This is a genomic window from Candidatus Epulonipiscium viviparus (genome assembly GCF_000171335.1).
Lineage (GTDB): Bacteria > Bacillota > Clostridia > Lachnospirales > Cellulosilyticaceae > Epulonipiscioides > Epulonipiscioides viviparus.
Window position 1 is genome coordinate 1 of the sequence record NZ_ABEQ01000021.3, and the last position, 23,761, is coordinate 23,761.

18 protein-coding genes are annotated in these 23,761 nt (G+C 39.5%); 12 read left to right on the forward strand and 6 right to left on the reverse strand.

Going from position 1 to position 23,761, the window contains the following annotated elements; all coding sequences use genetic code 11:
* The 3 genes from EPU_RS13910 to nagA form a co-directional block, all read left to right on the forward strand.
* On the forward strand, positions 1–1,191 hold a 1,191-nt coding region (locus tag EPU_RS13910), incomplete at its 5' end, for a hypothetical protein (RefSeq protein ID WP_044149538.1).
* A gap of 18 nt (positions 1,192–1,209) precedes the next feature.
* Positions 1,210–2,262 (forward strand): selenide, water dikinase SelD, encoded by a 1,053-nt coding sequence (selD, locus tag EPU_RS04375; protein ID WP_029488009.1) that lies wholly within the window; start codon positions 1,210–1,212, stop codon positions 2,260–2,262.
* Positions 2,263–3,399: an N-acetylglucosamine-6-phosphate deacetylase gene (gene nagA / locus EPU_RS04380; RefSeq protein WP_029488010.1), complete on the forward strand. Its 1,137-nt coding sequence runs from the start codon at positions 2,263–2,265 to the stop codon at positions 3,397–3,399.
* Between the two features lie 57 nt (positions 3,400–3,456).
* Here the strand turns inward: nagA and EPU_RS04385 are convergent, their stop codons facing one another.
* From EPU_RS04385 to EPU_RS04410, 6 genes are all read right to left on the reverse strand, one after another.
* Positions 3,457–3,990: a DJ-1 family glyoxalase III gene (locus tag EPU_RS04385; RefSeq protein ID WP_010167131.1), complete on the reverse strand. Its 534-nt coding sequence runs from the start codon at positions 3,988–3,990 to the stop codon at positions 3,457–3,459.
* Between the two features lie 79 nt (positions 3,991–4,069).
* The gene (locus EPU_RS04390) at positions 4,070–4,540 is read right to left on the reverse strand and encodes a PTS sugar transporter subunit IIA (protein WP_010167133.1); all 471 of its coding nucleotides are present in this window, start codon (positions 4,538–4,540) and stop codon (positions 4,070–4,072) included.
* Positions 4,541–4,576: 36 nt separating this feature from the next.
* Positions 4,577–6,208 (reverse strand): putative manganese-dependent inorganic diphosphatase, encoded by a 1,632-nt coding sequence (locus tag EPU_RS04395; RefSeq protein WP_010167134.1) that lies wholly within the window; start codon positions 6,206–6,208, stop codon positions 4,577–4,579.
* Positions 6,209–6,439: 231 nt separating this feature from the next.
* Positions 6,440–7,393 carry a 2-dehydro-3-deoxygalactonokinase gene (locus EPU_RS04400; protein WP_010167136.1) on the reverse strand — a complete coding sequence of 318 codons (954 nt, stop codon included), beginning with the start codon at positions 7,391–7,393 and terminating at the stop codon, positions 6,440–6,442.
* A 23-nt stretch (positions 7,394–7,416) separates the two neighbouring features.
* Positions 7,417–8,808, reverse strand: a complete 1,392-nt coding sequence (locus EPU_RS04405) for a sulfatase family protein (RefSeq protein ID WP_010167137.1) — start codon at positions 8,806–8,808, stop codon at positions 7,417–7,419.
* Entirely contained in the window at positions 8,809–10,257 is a 1,449-nt protein-coding gene (locus EPU_RS04410) for a sulfatase family protein (protein ID WP_010167139.1), read from the reverse strand.
* Between the two features lie 314 nt (positions 10,258–10,571).
* Here EPU_RS04410 and EPU_RS04415 point away from each other — a divergent pair, with 314 nt between their 5' ends.
* The 9 genes from EPU_RS04415 to EPU_RS04455 all read left to right on the forward strand — a co-directional run bounded on the left by EPU_RS04415 (position 10,572) and on the right by EPU_RS04455 (position 23,761).
* A complete protein-coding gene (locus EPU_RS04415) occupies positions 10,572–11,714 on the forward strand; it encodes a mandelate racemase/muconate lactonizing enzyme family protein (protein WP_010167142.1) in 1,143 nt (380 codons plus the stop codon).
* Between the two features lie 18 nt (positions 11,715–11,732).
* Positions 11,733–12,377 (forward strand): bifunctional 4-hydroxy-2-oxoglutarate aldolase/2-dehydro-3-deoxy-phosphogluconate aldolase, encoded by a 645-nt coding sequence (locus tag EPU_RS04420; protein WP_029488014.1) that lies wholly within the window; start codon positions 11,733–11,735, stop codon positions 12,375–12,377.
* Positions 12,378–12,404: 27 nt separating this feature from the next.
* Entirely contained in the window at positions 12,405–13,727 is a 1,323-nt protein-coding gene (locus EPU_RS04425) for an ABC transporter substrate-binding protein (protein ID WP_029488015.1), read from the forward strand.
* Positions 13,728–13,784: 57 nt separating this feature from the next.
* Positions 13,785–15,683 (forward strand): glycoside hydrolase family 127 protein, encoded by a 1,899-nt coding sequence (locus EPU_RS04430; protein ID WP_010167148.1) that lies wholly within the window; start codon positions 13,785–13,787, stop codon positions 15,681–15,683.
* Positions 15,684–15,704: 21 nt separating this feature from the next.
* The gene (locus tag EPU_RS04435; RefSeq protein ID WP_010167150.1) at positions 15,705–16,400 is read left to right on the forward strand and encodes a FadR/GntR family transcriptional regulator; all 696 of its coding nucleotides are present in this window, start codon (positions 15,705–15,707) and stop codon (positions 16,398–16,400) included.
* 21 nt (positions 16,401–16,421) lie between these two features.
* Complete coding sequence (locus EPU_RS04440; protein WP_010167152.1) at positions 16,422–17,840, forward strand: NAD-dependent succinate-semialdehyde dehydrogenase; 1,419 nt, start codon at positions 16,422–16,424, stop codon at positions 17,838–17,840.
* Positions 17,841–17,842: 2 nt separating this feature from the next.
* Positions 17,843–19,207: a sulfatase family protein gene (locus EPU_RS04445; RefSeq protein WP_029488018.1), complete on the forward strand. Its 1,365-nt coding sequence runs from the start codon at positions 17,843–17,845 to the stop codon at positions 19,205–19,207.
* Positions 19,208–19,279: 72 nt separating this feature from the next.
* Entirely contained in the window at positions 19,280–22,255 is a 2,976-nt protein-coding gene (locus EPU_RS04450; RefSeq protein ID WP_029488019.1) for a glycoside hydrolase family 2, read from the forward strand.
* Positions 22,256–22,303: 48 nt separating this feature from the next.
* On the forward strand, positions 22,304–23,761 hold the full coding sequence (locus tag EPU_RS04455; RefSeq protein ID WP_010167156.1) for a sulfatase-like hydrolase/transferase: 1,458 nt from the start codon (positions 22,304–22,306) through the stop codon (positions 23,759–23,761).

The window sequence follows — 23,761 nt, forward strand, 5'->3', positions numbered from 1 at the left end:
GCGGCGCCAACTACAACTCCGGCTAATGCGGCGACCACTGCCACTCCGGCTAATGCGGCGACCACTGCCACTCCGGCTAATGCGGCGACCACTGCCACTCCGGCTAATGCGGCGACCACTGCCACTCCGGCTAATGCGGCGACCACTGCCACTCCGGCTAATGCGGCGACCACTGCCACTCCGGCTAATGCGGCGACCACTGCCACTCCGGCTAATGCGGCACCCACTACAACTGCGGCCAATGCGGCGACCACTACAACTGCGGCCAATGCGGCGACTAATGCCACTCCGGCTAATGCGGCGACCACTACAACTGCGGCCAATGCGGCAACCACTACAACTGCGGCCAATGCGGCGACCACTACAACTGCGGCCAATGCGGCAACCACTACAACTGCGGCCAATGCGGCGACCACTACAACTGCGGCTAATGCGGCGACCACTACAACTGCGGCCAATGCGGCGCCAACTACAACTGCGGCCAATGCGGCGACCACTACAACTGCGGCTAATGCGGCGACCACTACAACTGCGGCCAATGCGGCAACCACTACAACTGCGGCCAATGCGGCAACCACTACAACTGCGGCCAATGCGGCAACCAATGCAACATTAAGTGATGCGGTAAAAGAGTTGTTGTTTGGAACCGAAGTTGAAAGTTTTGCCGACATAAAGCTCGATGATGCTGTACGAGATTTAAATGAGCTAGTTGATGTGATAGAAGAAGTTGTTGAGGAATTGGATGAAGCAAATAGAGCAGTGCCACGAGAGCAGCTGGATGTAATAAAAGAGCAAGTAGAAGTGATAAATAAATTAGAGCAGGCAAATTTTGAATTTATCTCACCATTACTGCATARCCAAATAGAAAAAGGGACAGTACATTTTTTTGAAGAAAAATCGGGCGGTGGCGGACGRCACAAAGGCGGGTTATATATTGTGGTGGCCTTAGATATGGACTCTTTGGAGCATCTGGAATTTCATATACATAAATTTGATAAGCAACTAGATATTCAAATCTATGTAGAAAACGACCACATCAAAAGCTATTTAACCTCATATGCAGGGAGCTTTATGAAAGTAGTAGAAGAAGCTGGATTTGTGACAAGTAATTTGCGGATAGATTCGATGGAACAGAAAGAATTGAAAAAAGAGACGACGGCAATGCTATCAAATTTTGATTTTAGAGTTTAATATTAATGAGGTGATTGTATGGAAGACGTGATATTTTGTAAGGGTGGCGGATGCACAGCAAAATTGGGGCCGCAAGCACTTAAGACCATATTGGCAAAACTAGAAAAGAAGAGTGACCCCAATTTATTGGTGGGATTTGAAAGCGCAGATGATGCGGCAGTATACAAAGTTTCTGATGATATAGCCATAGTACAGACGCTAGACTTTTTTCCGCCGATGATAGAAGACCCGTATATCTTTGGGCAAATAGCTGCAACAAATGCGCTATCCGATATATATGCAATGGGTGGAGAGGTGAAGACAGCGCTGAATATAGTGGGATTTCCAGAGAAGATGGACCTAAACATTTTGGGGAAAATTTTACAAGGCGGAAATGAAAAAGTAACGGAAGCGGGAGGAGTTTTATCGGGTGGGCATTCGATATTTGATGATACAGTGAAATATGGCCTTTCGGTAATGGGAGTAATTCATCCAGATAAAATATTTCAAAATAATACGCCAAAAATGGGAGAYAAATTAATTTTAACCAAGCCGTTGGGAGTGGGTATATCGTGTACTGCCTATAACACAAGGCATATGATAAAAGATCAAAAATTACAAAATTTGGTAGATCTAGCTATTGAGAAAGCGATAAAATCTATGACCACATTAAATAAGTATGCAGCAGAYGTGGCAAAGAGATACCGAACGAATGCGATGACAGATGTAACCGGGTTTGGATTTTTGGGTCATCTAACAGAAATGATAGGAACAGAATTTGGCGCACAGATCTATGCCGCGGACGTGCCTTATATAGAAGAAGCGCAGGTGTTAGCAGATGAATTTTTTATTACAGCGGCTGCGCAACGGAACCGAAATTTTGTGGGCGACAAAATTAAATTTTGTAATATAGAAGCGTCGTTTACAGAAGTACTTTTTGATCCGCAAACTTCGGGAGGATTGTTGATTAGTATAAATCCAGCAGATGCACAAGAAGCGTTGGCAGAGTTCAAAAAGCTGGGATTGCCATGTAATATAGTTGGCGAAATTGTMGCAGGTGATAAAATCGTTGTGGAAACGGAGAGAGTGTAAGTGCAATATATATATAATGGCAAGATTTTGTTTAAGGGCAAAGTACTTCATAACAAGGCAATAATATTTTCTGATAAGATTGAGAAAATTGTGGAAGCGGACTCGGCGACATTGCGAAATTTGGTGGGAATAGATGCGAAGGGAAAATATATTTCTGCAGGATTTATAGACATCCATATTCATGGCTATGCCGGATTTGATACGATGGAYGGGACAGGGCAMGCGATAACAAAGATAGCCGAGGGTATTGCAGCGAACGGGGTAACAGCCTTTTTGCCAACAACTATGAGTATGCCCAAAGCTGCAATTGAGARAGCATTGAATGCAATCCAAGAAGTGCGTAAAACCCAAAGTAGCGGGGCAGAAGTTTTGGGTGCTCATCTAGAAGGACCGTACTTTAACTTGAAATATATGGGTGCACAAAATCCAGATTATATAGTGAATCCAACGGTATCAGATGTAGAATTTATTAAAAAATATATAGATATAATAAAATTGGTATCGGTGGCTCCCGAAGTTGACGGAGCTATAGATTTGATCAATGCAATCAAAGCGGATGTTGCGGTATCGATGGGGCATACGGCGGCAACATTCACYGAGGCAATAGCAGGAATAAATGCGGGGATCTCCAGCGCAACGCATCTGTTTAACGCAATGAGCCCACTACATCATAGAGACCCTGGAGTAGTTGGAGCCGCGATGATCACGAATATATTTTGCGAAATGATTTGCGATTGTGTTCATGTAGATCCGGCCTTGTTTGAATTAATATCAAAGCTGAAATCTCCAGATAAACTGATTTTAATCACTGATTCGATAAGCGCCGGAGGATGTGTAGATGGCGAGTATTCGTTGGGAGGACAAAAAGTGATTGTGTCCGGCGGCAGTGCAAGGCTAGAGAGCGGCGCATTAGCAGGGAGCGTATTAAAATTGAATAAAGCTTTGTATAATATAATTGCTAATTCAAATTTCACCATAGAAACAGCGATCAATTTTGTGACCACTAATCCTGCCAAGCTTATAGGTGTCGATAACTTYAAGGGCAGCTTGGAGCCAGGCAAAGACGCGGATATAGTCATTTTTGACAATATGGTTAATATTGCCAGAACCATCTGCAAAGGTAATGTTATATATTAGGCTAAAAAAGGCTATTACACCAACCAAAAGTGTAATAGCTTAAATATTCGCATAGAACTAAACAATCATTTTTTCTTTAAGTATTTTAACAGTTTCTTCATCAGCCATTTTGGATAATAACGCATATCCGAATTCCATAGAAGCCCCCGGTCCTGCTCCAGTTATTAAATTTCCGTCAACTACAACCTTTTGTCTTCTAATATCAGCTCCTGCCACTTCTATAGTTGGATATACAGTAACACTGCGGTGGTTTAGCAAACCCCATCTACCCAATATGTTTGGTGCGGCGCAAATTGCACCAACGAATTTGTTGTTATTCCCTAAAAATGCCGCGATGGCATTCTTTAATTTTTCGCAAGGCAAATAGTTTTCAGCACCGGCTCCTCCTGGCATTACAATCATATCAAAGTCATCGAAATTTACAGACTCTACTGTCGCATCCATAATAACCTGGATTTTTTGTGCGCTAGAAACTGTACTATCTGTTAGACCAATCATTGTAACATCTGCTTGCCCACGTCGCAGAATATCTACAACAGCAAGTCCTTCAATTTCCTCGAAACCATCTGGAAATACTATCCCTACTTTCATACAACATCCTCCTTGTATATATAATAGATTTATTATCTCCATAAATGGTTAAGTTATACACTCAATTTATAAAATTAATTTATAAATCTAAGACTATGTCTTTTCCTGCAGTTACGATATCGGTTTCATTTTTAAACTTAATCGATTGATCGTGTTTGTCGGAAATTATAAATATTGTAGTGGCTTTATATCCGTTATCTTCTATAATTTTTTTATCAAATTCGATTAATGGCATTCCTGACTTTACTTTATCACCAGTACGTACTAAGCATTTAAATCCCTTGCCTTTTAGATCTGCTGTGTTAACTCCAACATGAATTAAAACCTCGACATCATTTCTCAGCTTAAGCCCCACGGTGTGTTCAGATTCGTTCATAACCAGTTCAACTGTTCCATCTGCTGGTGCCACAACAACTCCCTCTGTAGGCTCAATAGCAATTCCGTCTCCAAGCATTAAAGTCGAAAATACTGTATCATCAACATCTGTAAGCGATATACATTGTCCACTCACAGGTGCTAACAATCCTTTTTGCTTATTAAACAATCCCATAGTCAACCTCCAAATTTGATTTTTTATTGGTATATCTTATATATTTTGAATAGCTGTTGTAAGTTGCGGAATAATTTGTTTTTTCCGAGAACATACATCTTCTAGATATACACTATTTTTGTCTGGTGCGATTCCAAATGCTTTTTCGGCCAATTTTTTTTGCGGGCCTACTGCTATAATTTCGGAACCACCCAGAAGAATGTCTGTCACTATTAAAATGACTAGATCTACTTGATTTTTTAGTTGAATTGCATTCATTTCTTGAACTAAATTATGCTGTATTTTTTCTAAACTTTTTAGACTGGTTGTATTTACTTGAGAAATTAGCGTTTTGTATTCACCAAGTGAAAAAGTTTTTACATCCCCTTCCAAAATTTCGCTAATAGGGATTTTGTCCAATGCTCCTCCGATGGAAATAAGTTCTTCGCCGTATGCCATAATATCGACTTCTGCTATTTTGGCGAGTCGATTTGCCACCTTGATATCTTCTGGAGTACAAGTTGGTGACTTAAAACACAAGGTATCGGATAATATGGCGCTGAGCATTAGCCCTGCAATTTCGCGTGGAGGCATGATATTTGCTTCATTAAACATCTTTGCAATAATAGTACAAGTACATCCTACGGGTTCGACCCGCAGAAAAACTGGAGTTTGGGTATCAATATTAGCTACTCTGTGATGATCAATTATCTCTAAAATTTCAGCTTGATCAATGCCCAAAGCACTTTGCGAGTTTTCGTTATGATCAACAAGGATCACTTTCTTCTTTTGAATGTCCAAAATATGGCGTTTAGAAATTAGCCCTGCGACTTCGGCATCTTTGTTTAAAATAGGAAAATGTCTAAAGCTACTTTTTAGCATTATTTCTTTAACTTCATCGATTGTATCTTCGGTTTCAAAAAAGATCAATTCGTTTTTCCCCATAATATTTTTGATTGGTGTACTTTGATTTATCATTTTGATTACTGTAGAAAAGCAATCTGGTACACACACAATGGCACATGTGGCATTTTTGGGAATTAATACATTTATATGCTCAATATCAACTCCTGTTACAATTACGCATCCGGCTCCTGTGTTAACAGCTTCTTCTATCAATCTAGGATTATTGCCAGTCAAAATTATGTCCGTATTATTTAACCTACTATCATCTTGAATTTCGGCAATAGTGTATATATCTCCTTGAACATATGGCTCAGGATATTCTCCGTAAATAATTTTTCCATTTAATACGCTTAATATGTTTACAAATGGAGTTCGAGTTTCGCGAAGCACTGTGTTTTCGGTAAGTTCAAGATATGACTTCGCAATATCAGTTAAAGTTACGACACCTGCAAGTGAATGGTCTTGGTGCAATACAGGAACAATCCCCTTTCCAGATTCTCCCATTACTGTCCAAGCCTTTTTGACAGAATCGCCGGTATAAACTGGCCGTACTTTATAATAATTCATATCTAAAACTTGAGGCTTTATATGATGAACTATTATAGGGGGCTTGATATTAAATTTATTTAACGCAAAGTTACTTTCGCGATTCAATGCGCCCAATCTTGCTGCAACTACATTAGTATCTCCCAAACATCTTTTATAATATGCATATGCTATCGCTGAACAAATTGAATCGGTATCGGGATTCTGATGTCCAAACACATAGGTTTTTTTATTCATAAATAGTGCCCTTTCGAAATTAAATTTAATCACACCTATAGAAGATGTATTTTTTTAGTATTTTATACATTTTTTATTTAAAAAATTTTGAATTTGATATATCTACTAACTGGTAGTATATGTGTAACTGGTAGTATACGTGAAATATCAAGATAAATCAATAGTTTCAAAAAATAAGCAGCAAAAATGGCGCCCTTCGAATAGTCTATCAGAAGTCGCCATAATTATTTTTTATGCCATTAAGACAGCACCAAATCCCGATAAGTCATCTTCATGATGAGATTCAAAACTTCTTGCTGCATATCCCTCTTCTGTTAAAATATCGATTAGCCCTTGCTTTAATGCGTATTTGCCTGCAACGACGATTTGATAGTCTGGTGAAAATTCGATTGCAGAAGAGTTCATAAGAGCCGTGATATCGCCTTGCAAAACTATGCCTAGCAAAAAGTTAGCCACCTCTTGGTGCGAAAAATTACAAAATAGATTATTAATTCTACACAAAAATGCTGCTCGCGAATTGCCGACCTTTTTGGCCGCGTTGTATCCTCTCAAAACAAAATCTTTCATATATGTTTCAACAAATTTTTTATCAACTGATTCTGAAATTATAGTATTGCTAGTAATTACTTCGATTAATTCGCCAGTGAGGGTTGTTAGACTGCCAGTAATTTCTCCGAGTTCATTAACACTTACAAATTTACTATGAGATCCAGGAAGCACCAATAAATACGGTATATCTTTTGGTAATTCTTCCAATATGGCAAACGTTTCTATTTCTTCACCACGCATTATATCCATTGATTCTGAGTTATCTTCATCGTATCGGTTTTTTACTCCGGTAATAAAAGTGATTGGCATATCACACACATCTTCCATCAATACTGTGACTGCAGCGGCCTTTAGCGCATCTTTAGAAACGGGCACTGTTAGATGAGGTATTTCATATAATCCCAGAGAGGATGTGATCATCCCTGTTGCTATTACTCCGTCAATTTCGGGATTACTATTGTTCTGTAAGAGGGTGGATATTGATTGTTTAATAGATTTTTTTAGTTGCGCATTGCTGCCTGTAATGGCTGTGTTTTTAACGCCTACATTACTTTTTTTAACCTCAACTATATTCAAATTATCATCAAATAGACGTACGCGAGTATTTGTGGTTCCGGTATCAATTGTTATATACATTACATCCTCCATATTAGCAGATATTAAATTTTAGGTGCGTTTACATTCCATTGCATTGAACTTTTTGGAGATAGCCAAAACATCTTATCGATGATCTTTGCCATTCCGGCCATTTTAGCAGTTTGATATTTTGGATCATCCCACAAATTAATTCGCTCGGCAGGATCCGTATTTAAATCATAAAGCTCTCCATAATCTCTTTCTACATAATATAATGTTTTGATGCCATCTCTTATGACTCCCTTGATATCATGGGCTTCCATATATACGTAATCTCTTGCGGAAACAGTATCTTTTTCCCAGTAATCGTTATAAGGATGGTTTTCCATATGTTCTGTAATTTTTTCGGGGGCCTTTGCAGCGGTAAGACAGGTTGAAGCTATGTCTATATTTGTTACTAGGTCATTTGTTCTAAAGCCTTGAAAATCCTTAATTGGGGGCTTTACAAATAATGGAACGTGCATTAAGCCTTCGCTTAGGTATTGAGCCTTGGTCACTAATCCAAAATCTCCCATAAAATCACCGTGGTCTGTAGAAAAAATGATTAGCGTATTGTCGTATTCATCTTTTTCTTTTAGCATAGCAATTACCTCGCCAATTTTTTCATCTATTAAAGACATATTGGCGTAGTATGAACGCTTGGTCCTTCGATAAAGTTCTTCATCATACTGATCAATATATGCTCTAGGATTGAGATGTTTATAATGTGGCGGCTTTGTTTCTAAGTCGGCAACTTTTGATTCTTCGAGTGTCATATCTGCTAAATTATAGTTAGCGGCATATGCGGTTCCTTCGCAGTCGTATGGCTGATGCGGTCCTGGAAAACTAAGTGTCATAAACCAAGGTTTTGCATCGGCGGCTTTGGTGGTGTCTATGTGATTTGCGAGCCATTCGCGACCCTTTTCACCGATAAAATAGTCAATGTGGTTTTCGATATCACCAGTCCATTCGCTACCGCAAATCAATTTTTCGCCCACTTGCTTAACTTTGTATACGCCCTTTTCCTTGAGATATTCTGCAAAAGCCACGATGTTTTCATAAGGTGCAGTTTGAGAGTGTCCATCGACGATACATTCGTAGTCATAGCCTTTGTAAATTTCGCTTGCATCGAAGTGTTGCTTTCCAACAACTGCTGTATAGTATCCGGCTTCTTGTAATTTGGCCATAAAGGTTACTTCGTCTTTGGGAAGCGTCGAGATGTATGTTGGGCACTGACAAGCTGTTGGATATTTGCCGGTTACTATTGCTGCGCGAGATGGTACGCAAGATGGGTTTGAACAGTAGGCATTGTTAAAAAATACGCTGTTTGAAATTAATTTATCTAGATTTGGAGTTTTGAGAACTGAGTTGACAAAACCAAAAGTATCAAATTTTTGTTCATCAGTCATCAAAAATAAAATGTTAGGTCGTCTCATTTATTTATTCCTTTCTTTACTGAGCCATTCTTTGTACTTGTCTTCTAGTCTAAACCATGCGTGTGGAGCCTTTCCGACGTATGCATAGCTATCAAAAATATCGCCGTTTCCATTTGAGCGAGGGTCGTTTGTGGCAATAAGTTGTGCATCCAACTCCCTGCGAAGCGCGGTTTTAATCTCTGCAAATGATTCTTCATAGGCTAAATTTTCCATGCACGCGGAATCTACTTTGATGTCAAATAACTGCTCTTCGGGACGCAAGCCAAACGATAGGTTGTAATAAATGTTGTTGTTTTTGGCATGTAACAGTAAAATTTCTTCCTTACTAGGAGATGGATCACAATTTGGATATCCTGTCTCGGCATTTCCGGCAGGTGCTGCAAACGGGTGGTAGTTGTGAATATATAAATACTGAGGAGTTCTGATGCATCGAACGGGGTATCCGGTATCGTTAACGCGCCCCATGTCATGCCTTTCGCGCCCCATAAATACGCGGTCTCTTGTAGAATTTATTACGCCGCTGTTGTTAGACTCAAATATGTCAAATAGACTTTTGCCACAAAACGATTCTGGTTTTTTAACTCCAGCTGCCTGAGCAAATGTTGGTGCAAAATCGATAAAACTAACTAAGTCATCAACAACTCTGCCGCCTGCTGTGCCATTTTTCCAAGTGATAATTAGAGGTAATCGCAAGTCGTCTTCATACATTTGTCCCTTAACACGTGGGAATGGGCAACCATTGTCCGATGTCACTACAATAATAGTGTTATCATATTCGCCGATTTCTTTTAAGTAGTCTACGATTTTGCCCAGCTGCAGATCAAACCAATCTATCTCGAATGCGTAGTCGCAAAAGTCGCCTCGAACGCGGTCGTTATCAGGAAGGTATATCGGAACTTTAACGTCAGCAGGATCTTTGCCATGGAGTATGCCTTCTCCTTCATTATATTTTCGATGCGGTTCGAAGCCGCCATACCAAAAATAAAATGGTTGATCTGCTGTTTTAGCGTCCATAAATACTTTGAAGTTTGCTGCGTAATCAATTTTCGAAATATTGCTTCCTGCTGGTGGYGTCAATGTTTTTGTATTATATTCGACTCCTGCTGGATTGCGTGTGTATCCTGAAACTGTAAAATCGCCAGGTCCCCAGCCTTTGCCCGTATACCCTATGTGGTAGCCGTTGTCTTCTAATAGGTCAGGAAAGAGTATTTGTCCTGTAGGAAATTCACAAAAATGAGTGCATCCCGATTCTAATTGCCAAGTTAATTTTCCGGTTAAAATTGACGCACGTGATGGCGCACATTTCGGATTTACGGTGAATGCATTATTAAACAAAATACCTTCGGCAGCGAGGGCATCAACTACRGGAGTGTTTACTAGTTTATGTCCATATGCTCCGAAGTGAGATGCGTCATCGGCAATTGCAAATAAAATATTCGGTTTTTTCATTATGACCTCCTAAATATATTTCTGTATGTCTTTATATTACAAACTTTGTAGCACCGGATAAATTATTCTCAGAATTTGGTAACTACATTTTTATTGTACAACACATTGTCAATATCTAGAACTACCAATATATTTTTAGAGATTACCAATGACCATGGCATAAATTGACAAACTTAATGTAAAATTTGGTAAAAATGCCGATGATTACAATAAAATTTTAGTAAGTATTAGGAATTTCATTTATGCCAAAAGCATGATACACTGTTATTACATATCAGATAACTTACATACATAATAATAGAAAAGGTGATATCATGAAAATAAAAGATGTTTATGTACACAAAATATCCGCAAAGCTGGAGGTTCCGTTTAAATTTTCACAAGGATGGGTTGACAAGAGGAGTTCGGTTATTGTGGAGGTCGTCGATGATAACGGCAATGCTGGATTTGGGGAATGCTTATGTCATGGGCAACAATCTCCACATTTGGCTGCAGCTTTCATCGAGCATTGCTACAAAGAAGAGGTAATCGGAAAAGATCCTTTTGATTCCGAAGTAATATGGGAGACTCTCTATAATAAATCACGACCGTTTGGACAGCTTGGAATTGCAGTCAACGCATTGAGCGGTTTGGATATAGCAATATGGGATCTCAAAGGCAAAATTTTGGGAATGCCTGTCTCTAAACTTTTGGGAGGTACATTTAGAAATAAATTGCTAGCATACGCAACGGGTTTTTATCGCAAGGCAGATGGGGTTTATCCACAAGATGCTGTGGAAGAAGCACTGAAGTATAAGGAGCTCGGCTTTAAAGGAATGAAACTTAAAGTTGGATTTACACCCGAAAAAGATATCGAATATATCAGAGCTGTGAGAAAAGCGGTTGGGTACGACATTATGCTAATGGCAGATTTCAATGCGGCGTATTCACAAGCTGATGCTAGAAAAATAATTTTGGAACTAGAGCCGGAGAAGATTTATTTTTATGAAGAACCAATAAGCCCAGAAGATATGGAAGGCTATAAGGCAATTAGAAATCTAACCTCTTCGTTTATCGCAGCAGGAGAAGAAATTTTTGGAAAAATCTCTATCAAGAATTGGCTTAGCGCAGGGGCTCTAGATATATATCAACCAGACGTTTGCTCTAGTGGTGGATTTACAGAATGCAAGAAAATGGCTGCCATTGCGGGGGCATATAATACAACAATAATGCCACATGCCTGGGGTAGTGGAGTGGGATTGGCTGCAGCACTACATTTTATTGCATCGTTGCCAAATACGCCTATGAGCTATGAGCCCTCCGAAATTTTTTTGGAGTTTGACCAATCGGATCACCCATTTAGAAAAGAGCTGATAAACGATACCATTAAATATGAGGACGGCTATATATATGTTCCAGATAAACCGGGGCTTGGAATAGAGATCAACCGCGAAATTTTAACCAAATACCAAGTATAATAAGGAGTGATATTAGCAATGAAGCAAAATGTAATTGATTCTATCTTAGAGCACAAAATTATTGCAATAGTTCGAGGGGTGGCTGAATCAGATATTGTCGCAACGGCTGGGGCTCTCGCAGAAGGCGGCATTAAATTGTTAGAGATTACGTTTAATCAGAAAGATCCAAATACTCTAAAAAATACGGCAACACTTATAAAGATGGTCAATGAAAAATATGGCGATCAAATTTGCATTGGCGCAGGAACTGTAATGAATCCCGAACAGGCAACTGCCGCATTTGAAGCTGGTGCAAAGTATTTTATCTCGCCAAATACAAACATTGCAGTCATTCATACTGCAAATAACTTGGGGGCAGTATCGATCCCTGGAGCATTAACTCCAACAGAATCTCAAGCTGCATTTGAAGCTGGTGCCGACTTTGTAAAGTTGTTTCCGGCCGGAGATCTCGGAATTGGCTATATCAAGTCGGTTTGCGCTCCGCTAAATCATATTCCATTTTTGGCAGTGGGAGGGATTAATTCAGAAAACGTAGCAGATTATCTAAAAACAGGCATCAAGGGTGTTGGCGTTGGCGGAAATTTGGTAGATCTAAAAGCAATTGCAAAYAAGGATTTTAAAAAATTAACGGCCCTTGCAAAAGAATATATAGCAAATTGTTAATGAAATTATTCATAAGGGGGAATTTTTATGAAGAAGCATTTATTTATTTTATTGGCATTATCTTTGGGTTTTAGCTCTAACGCGTTTGCAGCAGATCGCGACCTCGGTGGAAAAACAATAACCATTGCAAACTATAATAATATCGTGGAACCAGACGAAAAGTTTACCACCTACGAAGAGGTGTTATGGGAATATCGTCATGAGTTGATGGATACGCATAACTTTACTTTTGAGCAAAAGGGATTGGGAACTTGGGATACGATGCTAGAACTCTTTGCGACATCAAGCCTGTCTGGCAACCCCGCAGCAGAAATCTTTAGAATGGATCCGCGTTTTACTATCGCAGCAATGAACAGCGGCTTGTGCTACGATTTAGCAACATTAGATAGCATAGACATCGAAAATCCTATGTGGCTTGATACCACTGAGGAAATGATGACCAGAGACGACAGTGTATATGGAGTATTTACCACCTTTGCGCCGAGAAGATTATTGTTCTTTAATAAGAGGCTATTTGAAGAAGCGGGGTTAGATCCAAACTTGCCATACGATCTTCAAGCAAGCGGCGAATGGACTTGGGAAGCATTCGAAGAAATTTCACAAAAGCTTACGAGAGATATCGATAACGATGGGTTAACCGACGTACATGCAATGGTCTTTGATCATGCAAAATTTTTCTCAATGGCAGTATTATCTAATGGCGGCAGTTTTGTTGAAAAGAACGAAGATGACATGTTTTATAACAACCTTTCATCGCCAGAAACTATGGAAGCGCTCGAGTGGGCAGCTGCATATGCGCAAAAAAATTATGAGATATTTCCCACAAATTGGAAAGGTCAAACAGCAATGTTTATTAACGCACAAGCTGCAATGGTAATTGCGGACGACTGGGAAACTGCGACTATTAAAAATATGGACGATGATTATGGCGTGGTGTTGTTTCCGAAGGGGCCTAATGCCACCGAGCATGTAGTATTTACGCAAGATAGCGCCTGGGTGATTCCAAACACATACTCAAAAGCAGAAGCGGAAGACATTGCGTTTGCGCTTAAGATGTGGATGGCACTTCCTCCAGAATATGACGACCCAGATGCTTGGAGACTGGCATCGTACGCAAACTACCGCGACGACCGTGCAGTAGACGAAACGCTCACTCTGGCAAGAGAACCAGGCGTTGCCAAGGTTGACTACAGTACTGTTATCGGATCTGCGGTGAAYACCAATTTGTTCATAAATAAAATTTACATTAATGGGTTGACACCGGTAGARTCGGTTGAAGCTATTAATGCCGTATGGCAAGCGGAATTGGATAAAGTTAATGGAGTGCCGGGAATTGTGGCCCCTAAATAGCAATTAATAATTTGGCTCTTCAAAATGTGGAGAGCCTCAATAAAAGGAGAATATAAAATGGCCAAAAAATTTGAATTTGCAAGTTTAAATAATAGTAAATTAACAGATGGCTTTTGGGGTAAGCGTACCGAAAACTATGAAGAAATTATCGACAGTATGATGGATGCGTTATTAAATCCAACCAATTCGGCGAGGTTAATTAACTTTGCAATAGCAGCGGGCGAGTCTGATGAAAAATTCTTTGGTGCGCATTGGTCTGACGGAGATTGCTACAAATTTTTAGAAGGATGTTGCTATATTTATCAAACAACTAAAGATGAGAAAGTTAAAGATTTGGTTGCGAAGTATGCAGATTTGATTGCTCGCTCGCAAGAGGAAGATGGATACATTTGTACACAAATCACGCTAACAGATAAAGGCAGATGGGAACGCTATGGCTTTCACGAGCTATATAATATGGGGCACCTATTTACATTTGCGGTAGCATATCTCGATGCATTTGGCGATGACTTATTAATCGGTGTTGCAAATAAGTTAGCAGACTATTTGTATGAAGTATTTAAATCGTACCCTAAAGAGCTTCTCAACTTTGGCTTTAATCCTAGCCAGATTATGGGGTTGTGCGACTTGTATCATGTCACTGGTATTGAAAAGCAATATCAATTGGCAGAAATCTTTGTGAATATGCGTGGAATGAGCGGTGAAATGGAAAAAGATGGTATACGAGCTGATCCAACCGGAAAAGTTAAGAAGGCTGGAAACTTTGCAACAGATCAAAATCAATCGTTGGTACCTCTGCGAAAAGAGACTATGGCGACTGGGCATGCGGTAACTTCTTCTTATTTGTATAGTGGGGCCACAGAGGTTTATGCGATCACTGGCGAGGCAGAGCTTTTGGTAGCATTAGAAAGAATATATACCGACCTAATCTCCAAGCGAATTTATATTACCGGTGGAACCAACGCAACGTTTGTGGGGCATTCAGAAAGAGGAAGCCTAACTCACGAATCTCATGGAACAGCATACGAGCTGCCAAACAAAATTGCGTATAACGAAACCTGCGCTAATATCGGTGCAGCCATGTGGGCGTTGAGAATGTTACAAGTTACAGAAGATACCAAGTATGGGGATATGGCAGAAAGAATTATGTATAACGCAGGAATCTCGGGATCAAACCTAGAGCTGACAAGATACTTTTATTCAAATCCGCTGACGTTTAAAAAAGATGAACCGATTCCTGGAGAGTGGGCACAGTATAAGCATAAATCATCTCGAAGATGGCATACGTATACTTGTTGGTGTTGCCCTCCACAACTATTACGAACGATAGCCGGGATTGGCAGATGGGTCTATGGAAGAGGCGACGATGCGTTATATGTCAATATGTTCACGAGCTGCGACTATCAAGATGAGCATATGGAAATAAAAATGACAACAAACTATCCGTATGAAGAAAAAATTGTAATTGAAGTTACAAGAGCAACTAACCAAAAGATTAAGATTCGCATTCCGGCTTGGTGTGATGCGCCCGCAGTAAATGGTGATGCGGTAACAGCTGGATACTTTGAAGCAGTGGTAAATTCTGGAGATATATTAAATATTGAATTGCCTATGCGGGTTAAGTTTATGCAAGCAAATCCGCATGTAGAAAGCGATCGTGGAATGGTTTGCGTTATGAGAGGGCCTGTAGTTTATGCAGCAGAAGGCGTAGATAATCAGTATAGCCTAGATGAAATGTATTTATATGTGGATAAGCCCGTAACGGCAACATATGAGAAAGACCTGCTAGGAGGAGTTGTAACATTAGAAGTTATGGCAAAGCATATTGAGCAACAGTCGGATTTGTATTATGAGGTGAAAACGCAGGGCGAGGATACAACATTAAAAATGATACCGTATTATGCGTGGGCAAACAGAGAGTTGTGCGATATGAATATTTGGTTTGCGAAAGCGTAATAATGGAAAAGGAGATGTAAAATGAAGAAAGCCAAGAAAATGACATCTGTAGATATTGCACAGGAATATATCAAAAAGTTGATTATAGATGGACAGTATAATGAAAATGGGTTTTTGCCAAGTGAGGGGCAGCTCGCAAAGGATTTGGAGTTGTCTCGAGCAACAGTTAGAGAAGCTGTGCGTAGCTTAGAAGTGCGAGGATTTTTGTCTAGGATTCATGGCAAAGGTTTAAAAATTGTGGACAATAGCATAAATGTAGTGTCGATGTCGATTTCAGATATGATTGCAAAGCAAAGTAATGTGCTCGAGGACCTGTTCGAAATTAGAAGGTTGCTCGAGCCATATGGTGCAGAACGCGCGGCAAAGCTTAGAAGCACTGCAGATTTAAAGGAGCTCAATGACTATCTTTTTTTGATGGAGACAGCCGAAAAAATGGATGATGCTTATTATACTGCAGATTTAAATTTTCATATTAAGTTGGCACAGATATCTCAAAATCAGGTATTTGCAAGTCTGGTAAATGCGTATTCTAACGTAATGGAAGATTTGATCATTATACATTCGCAAGATGTTTCTCCAATAGAGCAACGATTTCATTATCACAGAAAAATTTACTTCGCCATTAAGGAGCGAGACGGCGAAAAAGCGCGTGATGCAATGACAGAGCATCTTCGGGCCGCACAAGGTAATAAAATATTTAGGGCAGCAAACAACTAAAATATAAATGAGGTGTATGAAATGTATTTTATGACAATTAATGGAAAAATAGTAGAGGGAACCGGTGTAGCAGAGCAGGTTTATAACCCTGCAACAGGCGAGGTACTTGCTGAGTTTAAGAGCGTATCTTCGGAGCAATGTGAAGAGGCTTTAGTGGCAGCTGATGCGGCGTTTAAAATTTGGAGCAAGGCTTCTATTGCGGAGAGAGAAAAGGTCATTTTAGCATTTAGATCAGATTTGATTTCAGTACAAGATGAGTTGGTGGCGCTGCTGATGCTAGAAACCGGAAAGCCTCTTAATAACGCAACATATGACTATGAAATGTTAATAGACTGCTTATACTTTTTTAACGAGGAAAATAAACGTCTCTATGGCAAAACAATTTCCAACAGAACTAACTCGCATCTAAATATTATCGATCACGTACCTCTTGGAGTTGTTGTTGGGTATCTAGCATTTAACTTTCCGATTTTAAATTTGGGATACAAGTTGGGGCCGATCCTTGCATCTGGATGTACTTGCGTTTTGAAACCGTCATCCCTCACACCTCTAACGTCACTCAAAATCGGTGAAATAGCGAATAAGCATTTTCCTGCAGGAGTTATCAACATCATTGCTGGYAAATCTGGAGTTGTGGCACCGGTTATGAACAAAAGTGCGATTCCCAAAATGATGACTATGATCGGATCTAGTAGAGCAGGAAAATCTGTAATCCGCGACAGTGCGGACTATCTAAGACATTACTCACTCGAATTGGGGGGCAATGCACCGGCAGTAGTTTGCAAAGATGCGGACGTTGCAAAAGCGGCGGCAGAGATTAGCGATCTCAAATATGGTAATGCGGGACAGGTATGCGTTTCGCCAAATCGTGTATTTGTTCATAAGAATGTAGCAGATGAATTTGTGGAAGAGGTTTTGGCATTTGTTAAAAAGATAAAGCTTAAGGTTGGCGATGATAGCAATGAAGTATTGATGGGACCGATTGCGTCTGAGGAATACGCACAGGGGATGGTAGCCTTTACAGAAGATGCGATTGCAAAGGGAGCAAAGTTGTTAGCAGGCGGAAAGCGGACTGGGGTTGGATATTTCTTTGAGCCTACAGTTTTGCTAGGAGTAACCAACGAAATGCGTGTATATAAAGAAGAAGTGTTTGGACCGATTATGTCGATAATTCCATTTGATGATAGCGACGACATTGTGGCTCTTGCAAACGATACAGAGTATGGATTGGCAGCATATGTCTATACGAAAGACCTCGATTGCGCATTAGAATTGGGCTCTGCCATTGAAGCGGGAAGCGTCTCGATCAACGAACCTTTGTATGATTTTAATTTGCCTCACGGAGGGCTCAAAGAGAGTGGAATTGGCAAAGACTGCTCGCTATATAGCTTAGAAGAGTACTATTATGTTAAGCGGCTGTCGATCAAAAGAAGGGGGTAGCGATGAAGCCTAATATTCTGTTTATAATGACAGATCAACAAAGATTTGATACGATTGATAACGATTTGATCATAACACCAAATTTAAATAAATTGATTAAGGAGAGCGTTTTCTTTGAGAATGCGTATTGTTCAAATCCCTCATGCATTCCGTCGCGAGCTGCAATTATGACAGGAAAAATGCCTAGCGAATGTGGCTGTCCGACATTTAAGACAAGGCTTCCGCAAACGGAAAAAACATTTGTGAAAATGCTGGCAGAGAATGGATATTTTACAGAGCTAGTTGGTAAGCTGCACTTTGCGGAGTCTAAGATCGATACTGGGTTTGACAAAGAGATTTTGGTTGATGGGCATTCGCCAGGATATAATCCTAGTTTGATGGGAGAGTATATAAAATATCTGGCACAAAATAAGGTATCGCCAAATCARCTATACAAAAAGACGTCTATGAGTGGTGGAGAATGGTTGGCAGATACTAAGTTTCACATCGATTATTTTTTGGGTGAGAAAGGTAAGCAGGAAATTTTGAAATTGCCGAAAGATAAACCCTGGTTCTTAAATTTATCATTTTCGGGACCGCACCACCCGTATGATTTGGATGGCACAAAGTATGCCGATATGTATAAGTTAGAAGATATGGTGATTCCAAAAACTAAATATGAGGATTTGGAGCAAAAGCCAAAGCACTTTAGAGAAATGGATTCCTACGCTAATATTTATCTTAAAGATTATACGCTTGAGGAATATCAACGTAGCAAGCGATCATATTATGCGAATCTGACTTTAATTGATGAAAAAATTGGAGAGGTGGTAGCCACACTCAAATCGGAAGGCTTATATGATAATACTATGATAATATTTACGTCTGATCATGGTGATTTTATGGGTGATTTTGGAATGGTGGAAAAGCTGCAGTGTCTGACAAACAGCCTAATGCGGGTGCCATTGTTTGTGAAGCCGCCAATTAAGGATTACTGCGGTCAAAAAGTAGAAGACGAAGTGTTAAATATAGACGTTGCGGCGACCTGTCTTGATGCTGCGGGGATTCCGATACCTAAGGATATGTCTGACTTTGGCTATACGCAATATTATACTGGCGAAGAAATTAAACAGAGACCTTATATATTTATGGAAGCTGGGAATATTAAGGGTATCATCAATAATAATATTAAAACTGTATCATATGTAGATCGTGATTATGGAGAGCTCTATGATTTGAGCGAAGATCCTCTAGAGATCAATAATTTATGGAATGCGGAGCCATATGCTGCGGCTAAAATGCAGGGGCTGATGTTGATCATCAATGAAATGTATAAGGCGATACCATATCATGATGTAATTTGGAATGTTGGAACACCATTGATTTAAATAAAAGTGATTTATGGGGAAGTGAAATTGCGCTCCCCTATATTTATTATTATAATGAAATGAGGACTAAATATGAAGCTTGAGAAATATTATGAAAACTTGGATATTCTGCATGTAAATACAACGCCGCATAGAGCATATTATATTCCGCGTAATAGGCAGCAACTGCCAAGGTGTCAATATCTTAATTCTTTAGATTGGCAGTTTAAGTTTTATAATAATCCATATGAAGTAGATGAGAGCTTTGCTCAAGGAGTGCTGGAAAATTGTGATTTAATTCCGGTGCCGAGCTCATTAAATATGTTGGGGTATGATAAGCATTTGTATGCCAATGTGAAAGGGCCGATTCCGTTTATACCGCCATATGTTCCGGATGAAAACCCAACGGGAGCGTATGTAAAATCGTTTGAGTTGACATCGGAACAAGTTAAGCTGAGAAATTTTTTAAACTTTGAAGGGGTGGACAGCGCTTTTTACGTATGGATCAATGGGGAGTTTGTAGGGTATAGCCAGGTGGCACATGCAACAAGCGAGTTTGAGATTACAAAATATGTTCATGCAGGGGGTAACGTACTTGCTGTATTAGTATTGAAGTATTCCGATGGAACATTTTTGGAAGACCAGGATAAATTTAGAATGTTTGGAATTTTTAGGGATGTATATATTGTGCAAAGGCCGCAGGAGCATATCCGAGATTTTACTGTAAGACAAAATGTTGCTCAATCCATGAAGCAAGTGGATGTAAATATAGAAATTGAATGGGATGGCAAGCCGCAAAACCTCATAGTGGAAGTATCATATAAAAATGAGGTTGTATATGAGGGGCATGACACTGCATTTAAAATTAAAAATCCGAAGTTGTGGAATGCAGAAGAGCCAAATTTATACACTTTAAAATTGATTGGCGATAACGAAATCATTCAGATAGAAATTGGTTTTAAGAAAGTCGAAATCAAAAATGCTGTTCTATATATAAATGGGAAAACTGTTAAAATTAAAGGTACCAACAGGCACGATAGCAGTGCATATACAGGGGCTGCTATTTCCCGCGATCAGCTACTTGCCGACTTAAAAACTATGAAAGAGAATAACATTAATGCTATTAGAACGAGTCATTATCCAAATTCACCGTGGGCATATGAAATGTATTCGAAGTATGGATTTTATGTTATGGCAGAGGCAGATATAGAAACCCATAATACTTGCGAAATCTATGGCGGTGGGCATCTGTATAATAGCAAGATAGAGTTGGTTGACGACTACACATTTGGAATGTTATGCCACGATCCTCGTTTTTACGAAGCACTATTAGATAGRATCAAAGCATGTGTAATTCGTGAGAAAAACTCTCCGTGTGTGTTTATGTATTCTTTAGGCAATGAATCGGGATTTGGTCCCAACCTCGAAAAATGTGCTCAGTGGATTAAAGATTTTGATCCGACCGCATTGATTCACTATGAAAGCAGTGTGTATCAAAAGGTGGGGTATAACAACAACTTAACCAATATTGATGTGTATAGCAGAATGTATATTTCACCAGATGATGTGCGAGCCTATTGTGAAAAAGATGTAGTAGCGAAGCCGATCGTGCTGTGTGARTATAGCCACGCAATGGGCAATAGCAATGGAGACCTTGAGCGATACTATCAGACAATGCTGGAGTTTGATACGTATATGGGGGGATTTATTTGGGAGTGGAATGATCATGCAATTTATATGGGCAAAGAAGCGAATGGCAAAGACAAATATTTTTACGGYGGCGACTTCAAAGACTTCCCAAATGCTGGAAATTTTTGTTTAGATGGGCTACTTCATCCAGATAGAAAACCAAAGACGAATTTGCTAGAGTTTAAGAATGTGCATCGTCCGATTCGAGCTAAGTTGCAGGATCATAAAATTTGGCTAACCAATCAGCAAGACTTTGTAAATGTTAAAGATTACTATACAATTGTTGTAACGCAATATATAGACAATGCAGAAGTGAAGACGCAAACGTATGATAGCTTTGATCTAAAGCCGCATGAGCAAAAAGAATTGCTGTTTGAATTTACTGAGCACAAGGCAGTCGATAACTATCTGATTATTTCGTACTATACTAAGACCGCAACCAACTTGATACCATTTAATTATAATGTTGGCTTTGATCAAATCATTTTAAATAAGGTAGAAACCAAGATTGCTAAAGCATTAGGTGGCAGAAAAGTTACGGTTACAGAAACAGATACAAAATTTATAGTAGAAAACGATACCTTCATTGCAAACTTTGATAAATTAAAATGTACACTAGAAAAGTTTACAAAAGATAATGTGACCTATTTGGCAAAACCGCTAGACTATAATATTTTTCGAGCAGCAACAGATAATGACCGCAAAATCATCGCAGAATGGAAAAAAGCCGGATACAACAGAACTGTCATCAAAATGCTTGATAGCAGCTACGAAGAAGTCAAAAATAAAACAATGATTAAATTTAAGTTCTTGATTACCGCAGTATTTTTGCAAGCAATTATGGAAGTAGAAACTGAATATACAATCACAAACAAAGGTGACATCCAAGTTAGTATTCACGCCAAAAAAGATCCAGTATTTCCAGAGCTACCGCGTTTTGGTGTGAGATTATTTTTGGATAAATCTTTCCAGGATATTCAATATAAGGCATACGGACCTTATGAGAGCTATATCGACAAGCATAATTACTGCATCTACAGCGAATACAAAGATAAAGTTGCGGATATGTATGAAGACTATATTGTGCCCCAAGAACATGGTAGTAGGTATGGTGCAACCTACCTAAAATTATCCAATGGTACGCATCAGGTGGAGGTAACATCCAAAGACTTTTGTTTTAACGTATCAAACTTTACGCAAGAACAGCTCTTTCAAACATCGCATAATTTTAAATTGAAAGAAGAAGACTTTGTGACTATGTGTATAGACTATAAAAATGCCGGCATYGGCTCTAGCAGCTGCGGTCAAGCAAAATTATACGAACCATATGCAATCACAGATACAGATATTACGTTTAAATTTGAATTGCTATTTAATTAAAATGATGCCTCCTCTTAGACGGGGAGGTTTTTTAGAAAGGAAGTTTTTATGGAAAATGTGTTATTTATATTTACAGATCAATGGCGTGCAGATTGTATGGGATATCGCAATCATCCAGTTGTTAAAACTCCCAATTTAGATAAGCTTGCTCAAAAATCTGTAGACTTTAAAAATTCATTTACTACGACGCCACTTTGCACACCAGCAAGAGGAAGCCTACTCACGGGTCTCTATCCGCATCAAAGTGGAATTATTGACAATTGCGATGTGGGGGGGAGCTCTCAGGAGTATCTTCCTGGCAATGCGTTTACGTGGCTTGATGCTATGGCTAAGAGCGGGCGTAAAACTGGCTACTTTGGGAAATGGCATCTGGGGCTAGATTGGGATGGGAGCAATAGCGGCGTCGACTTTGATATATGCCGAAAAGAAGGAAACCGCGCAAAGCATATGAATGGAATTCCCTTCGTAACAGAAAGAGGTCAGCTGATTAAAGACAGAGGAGAAAGGTTTGTTCCGGAAAAAAATGGCAACAAGCTTCCGTTTTATGGCAAAATTGATAGCGTAGAAAATAGATACGAGCATAAAGTAACTACAAAAGTGTTGGATTTTTTAGAAGCAAATAAGGATCAGCCGTGGTGCCTTACCGCATCATTCGTTGGGCCACATTTTCCGAGTATATTGCCAGAGCCATATTTCAGTATGTATCCTCCGGCAGAAATGGCGCTTCCAGAAAATATAACAGATACGTTTTTTAACAAGCCGTGGTTTCACTCTCGAAATTGGTGGCCTAGTGTGGCGACGGACGATTTTACAGCAGAAAACTGGCAAAAGACCATCTCCGCATACTATGGATGTATTACAATGATGGATGCATTAATCGGAGAAATTTTAGATAAGGCCGCAGCATGCTCTGGAGGTCGCCCAACCAAAGTGATCTTCACATCAGATCATGGCGAAATGTTAGGCGGTCATGCGAGATTTGATAAAGATGCTTATTTCTACGAGGAAGTTTTGCGAACTCCATTATTATATTGCGCAAACTTAAATGGAGATCAGGGGGGCTTTGCGCGAGATGACTATGCAACAACGCTGGATATAGCACAAACATTTTTTGGCTTAGCCGGCTTTGGTGCCGAGAACGGATCGTCGTTAACGCCTATGTTAGACAAAAGCTATCAGCCAGATGCTGAGAAAATTATGTTTGGAAACTATTATAAGTATAATGGGCACAGCTTTGAAATTAGGTTTGCGAGGACGCCGCGATATAAGTATAGTTTTATTCCGCAAGATATCGATGAACTTTATGATATGGAAAACGATCCGCAAGAGCTTGTTAATCTTTCGGATAGAGCGCAATACCAAGATATTAAAGAAGAACTTAAGGCACGAGTTTTGCAGCATATGAAAGACACAAATGATTATTTACTGGATGTAGAAAAATTACCAGAAGCTGGAACTATAAAAAGCGTACCGTATCCGCCAATTAAAACTACATGGGAGATGTAA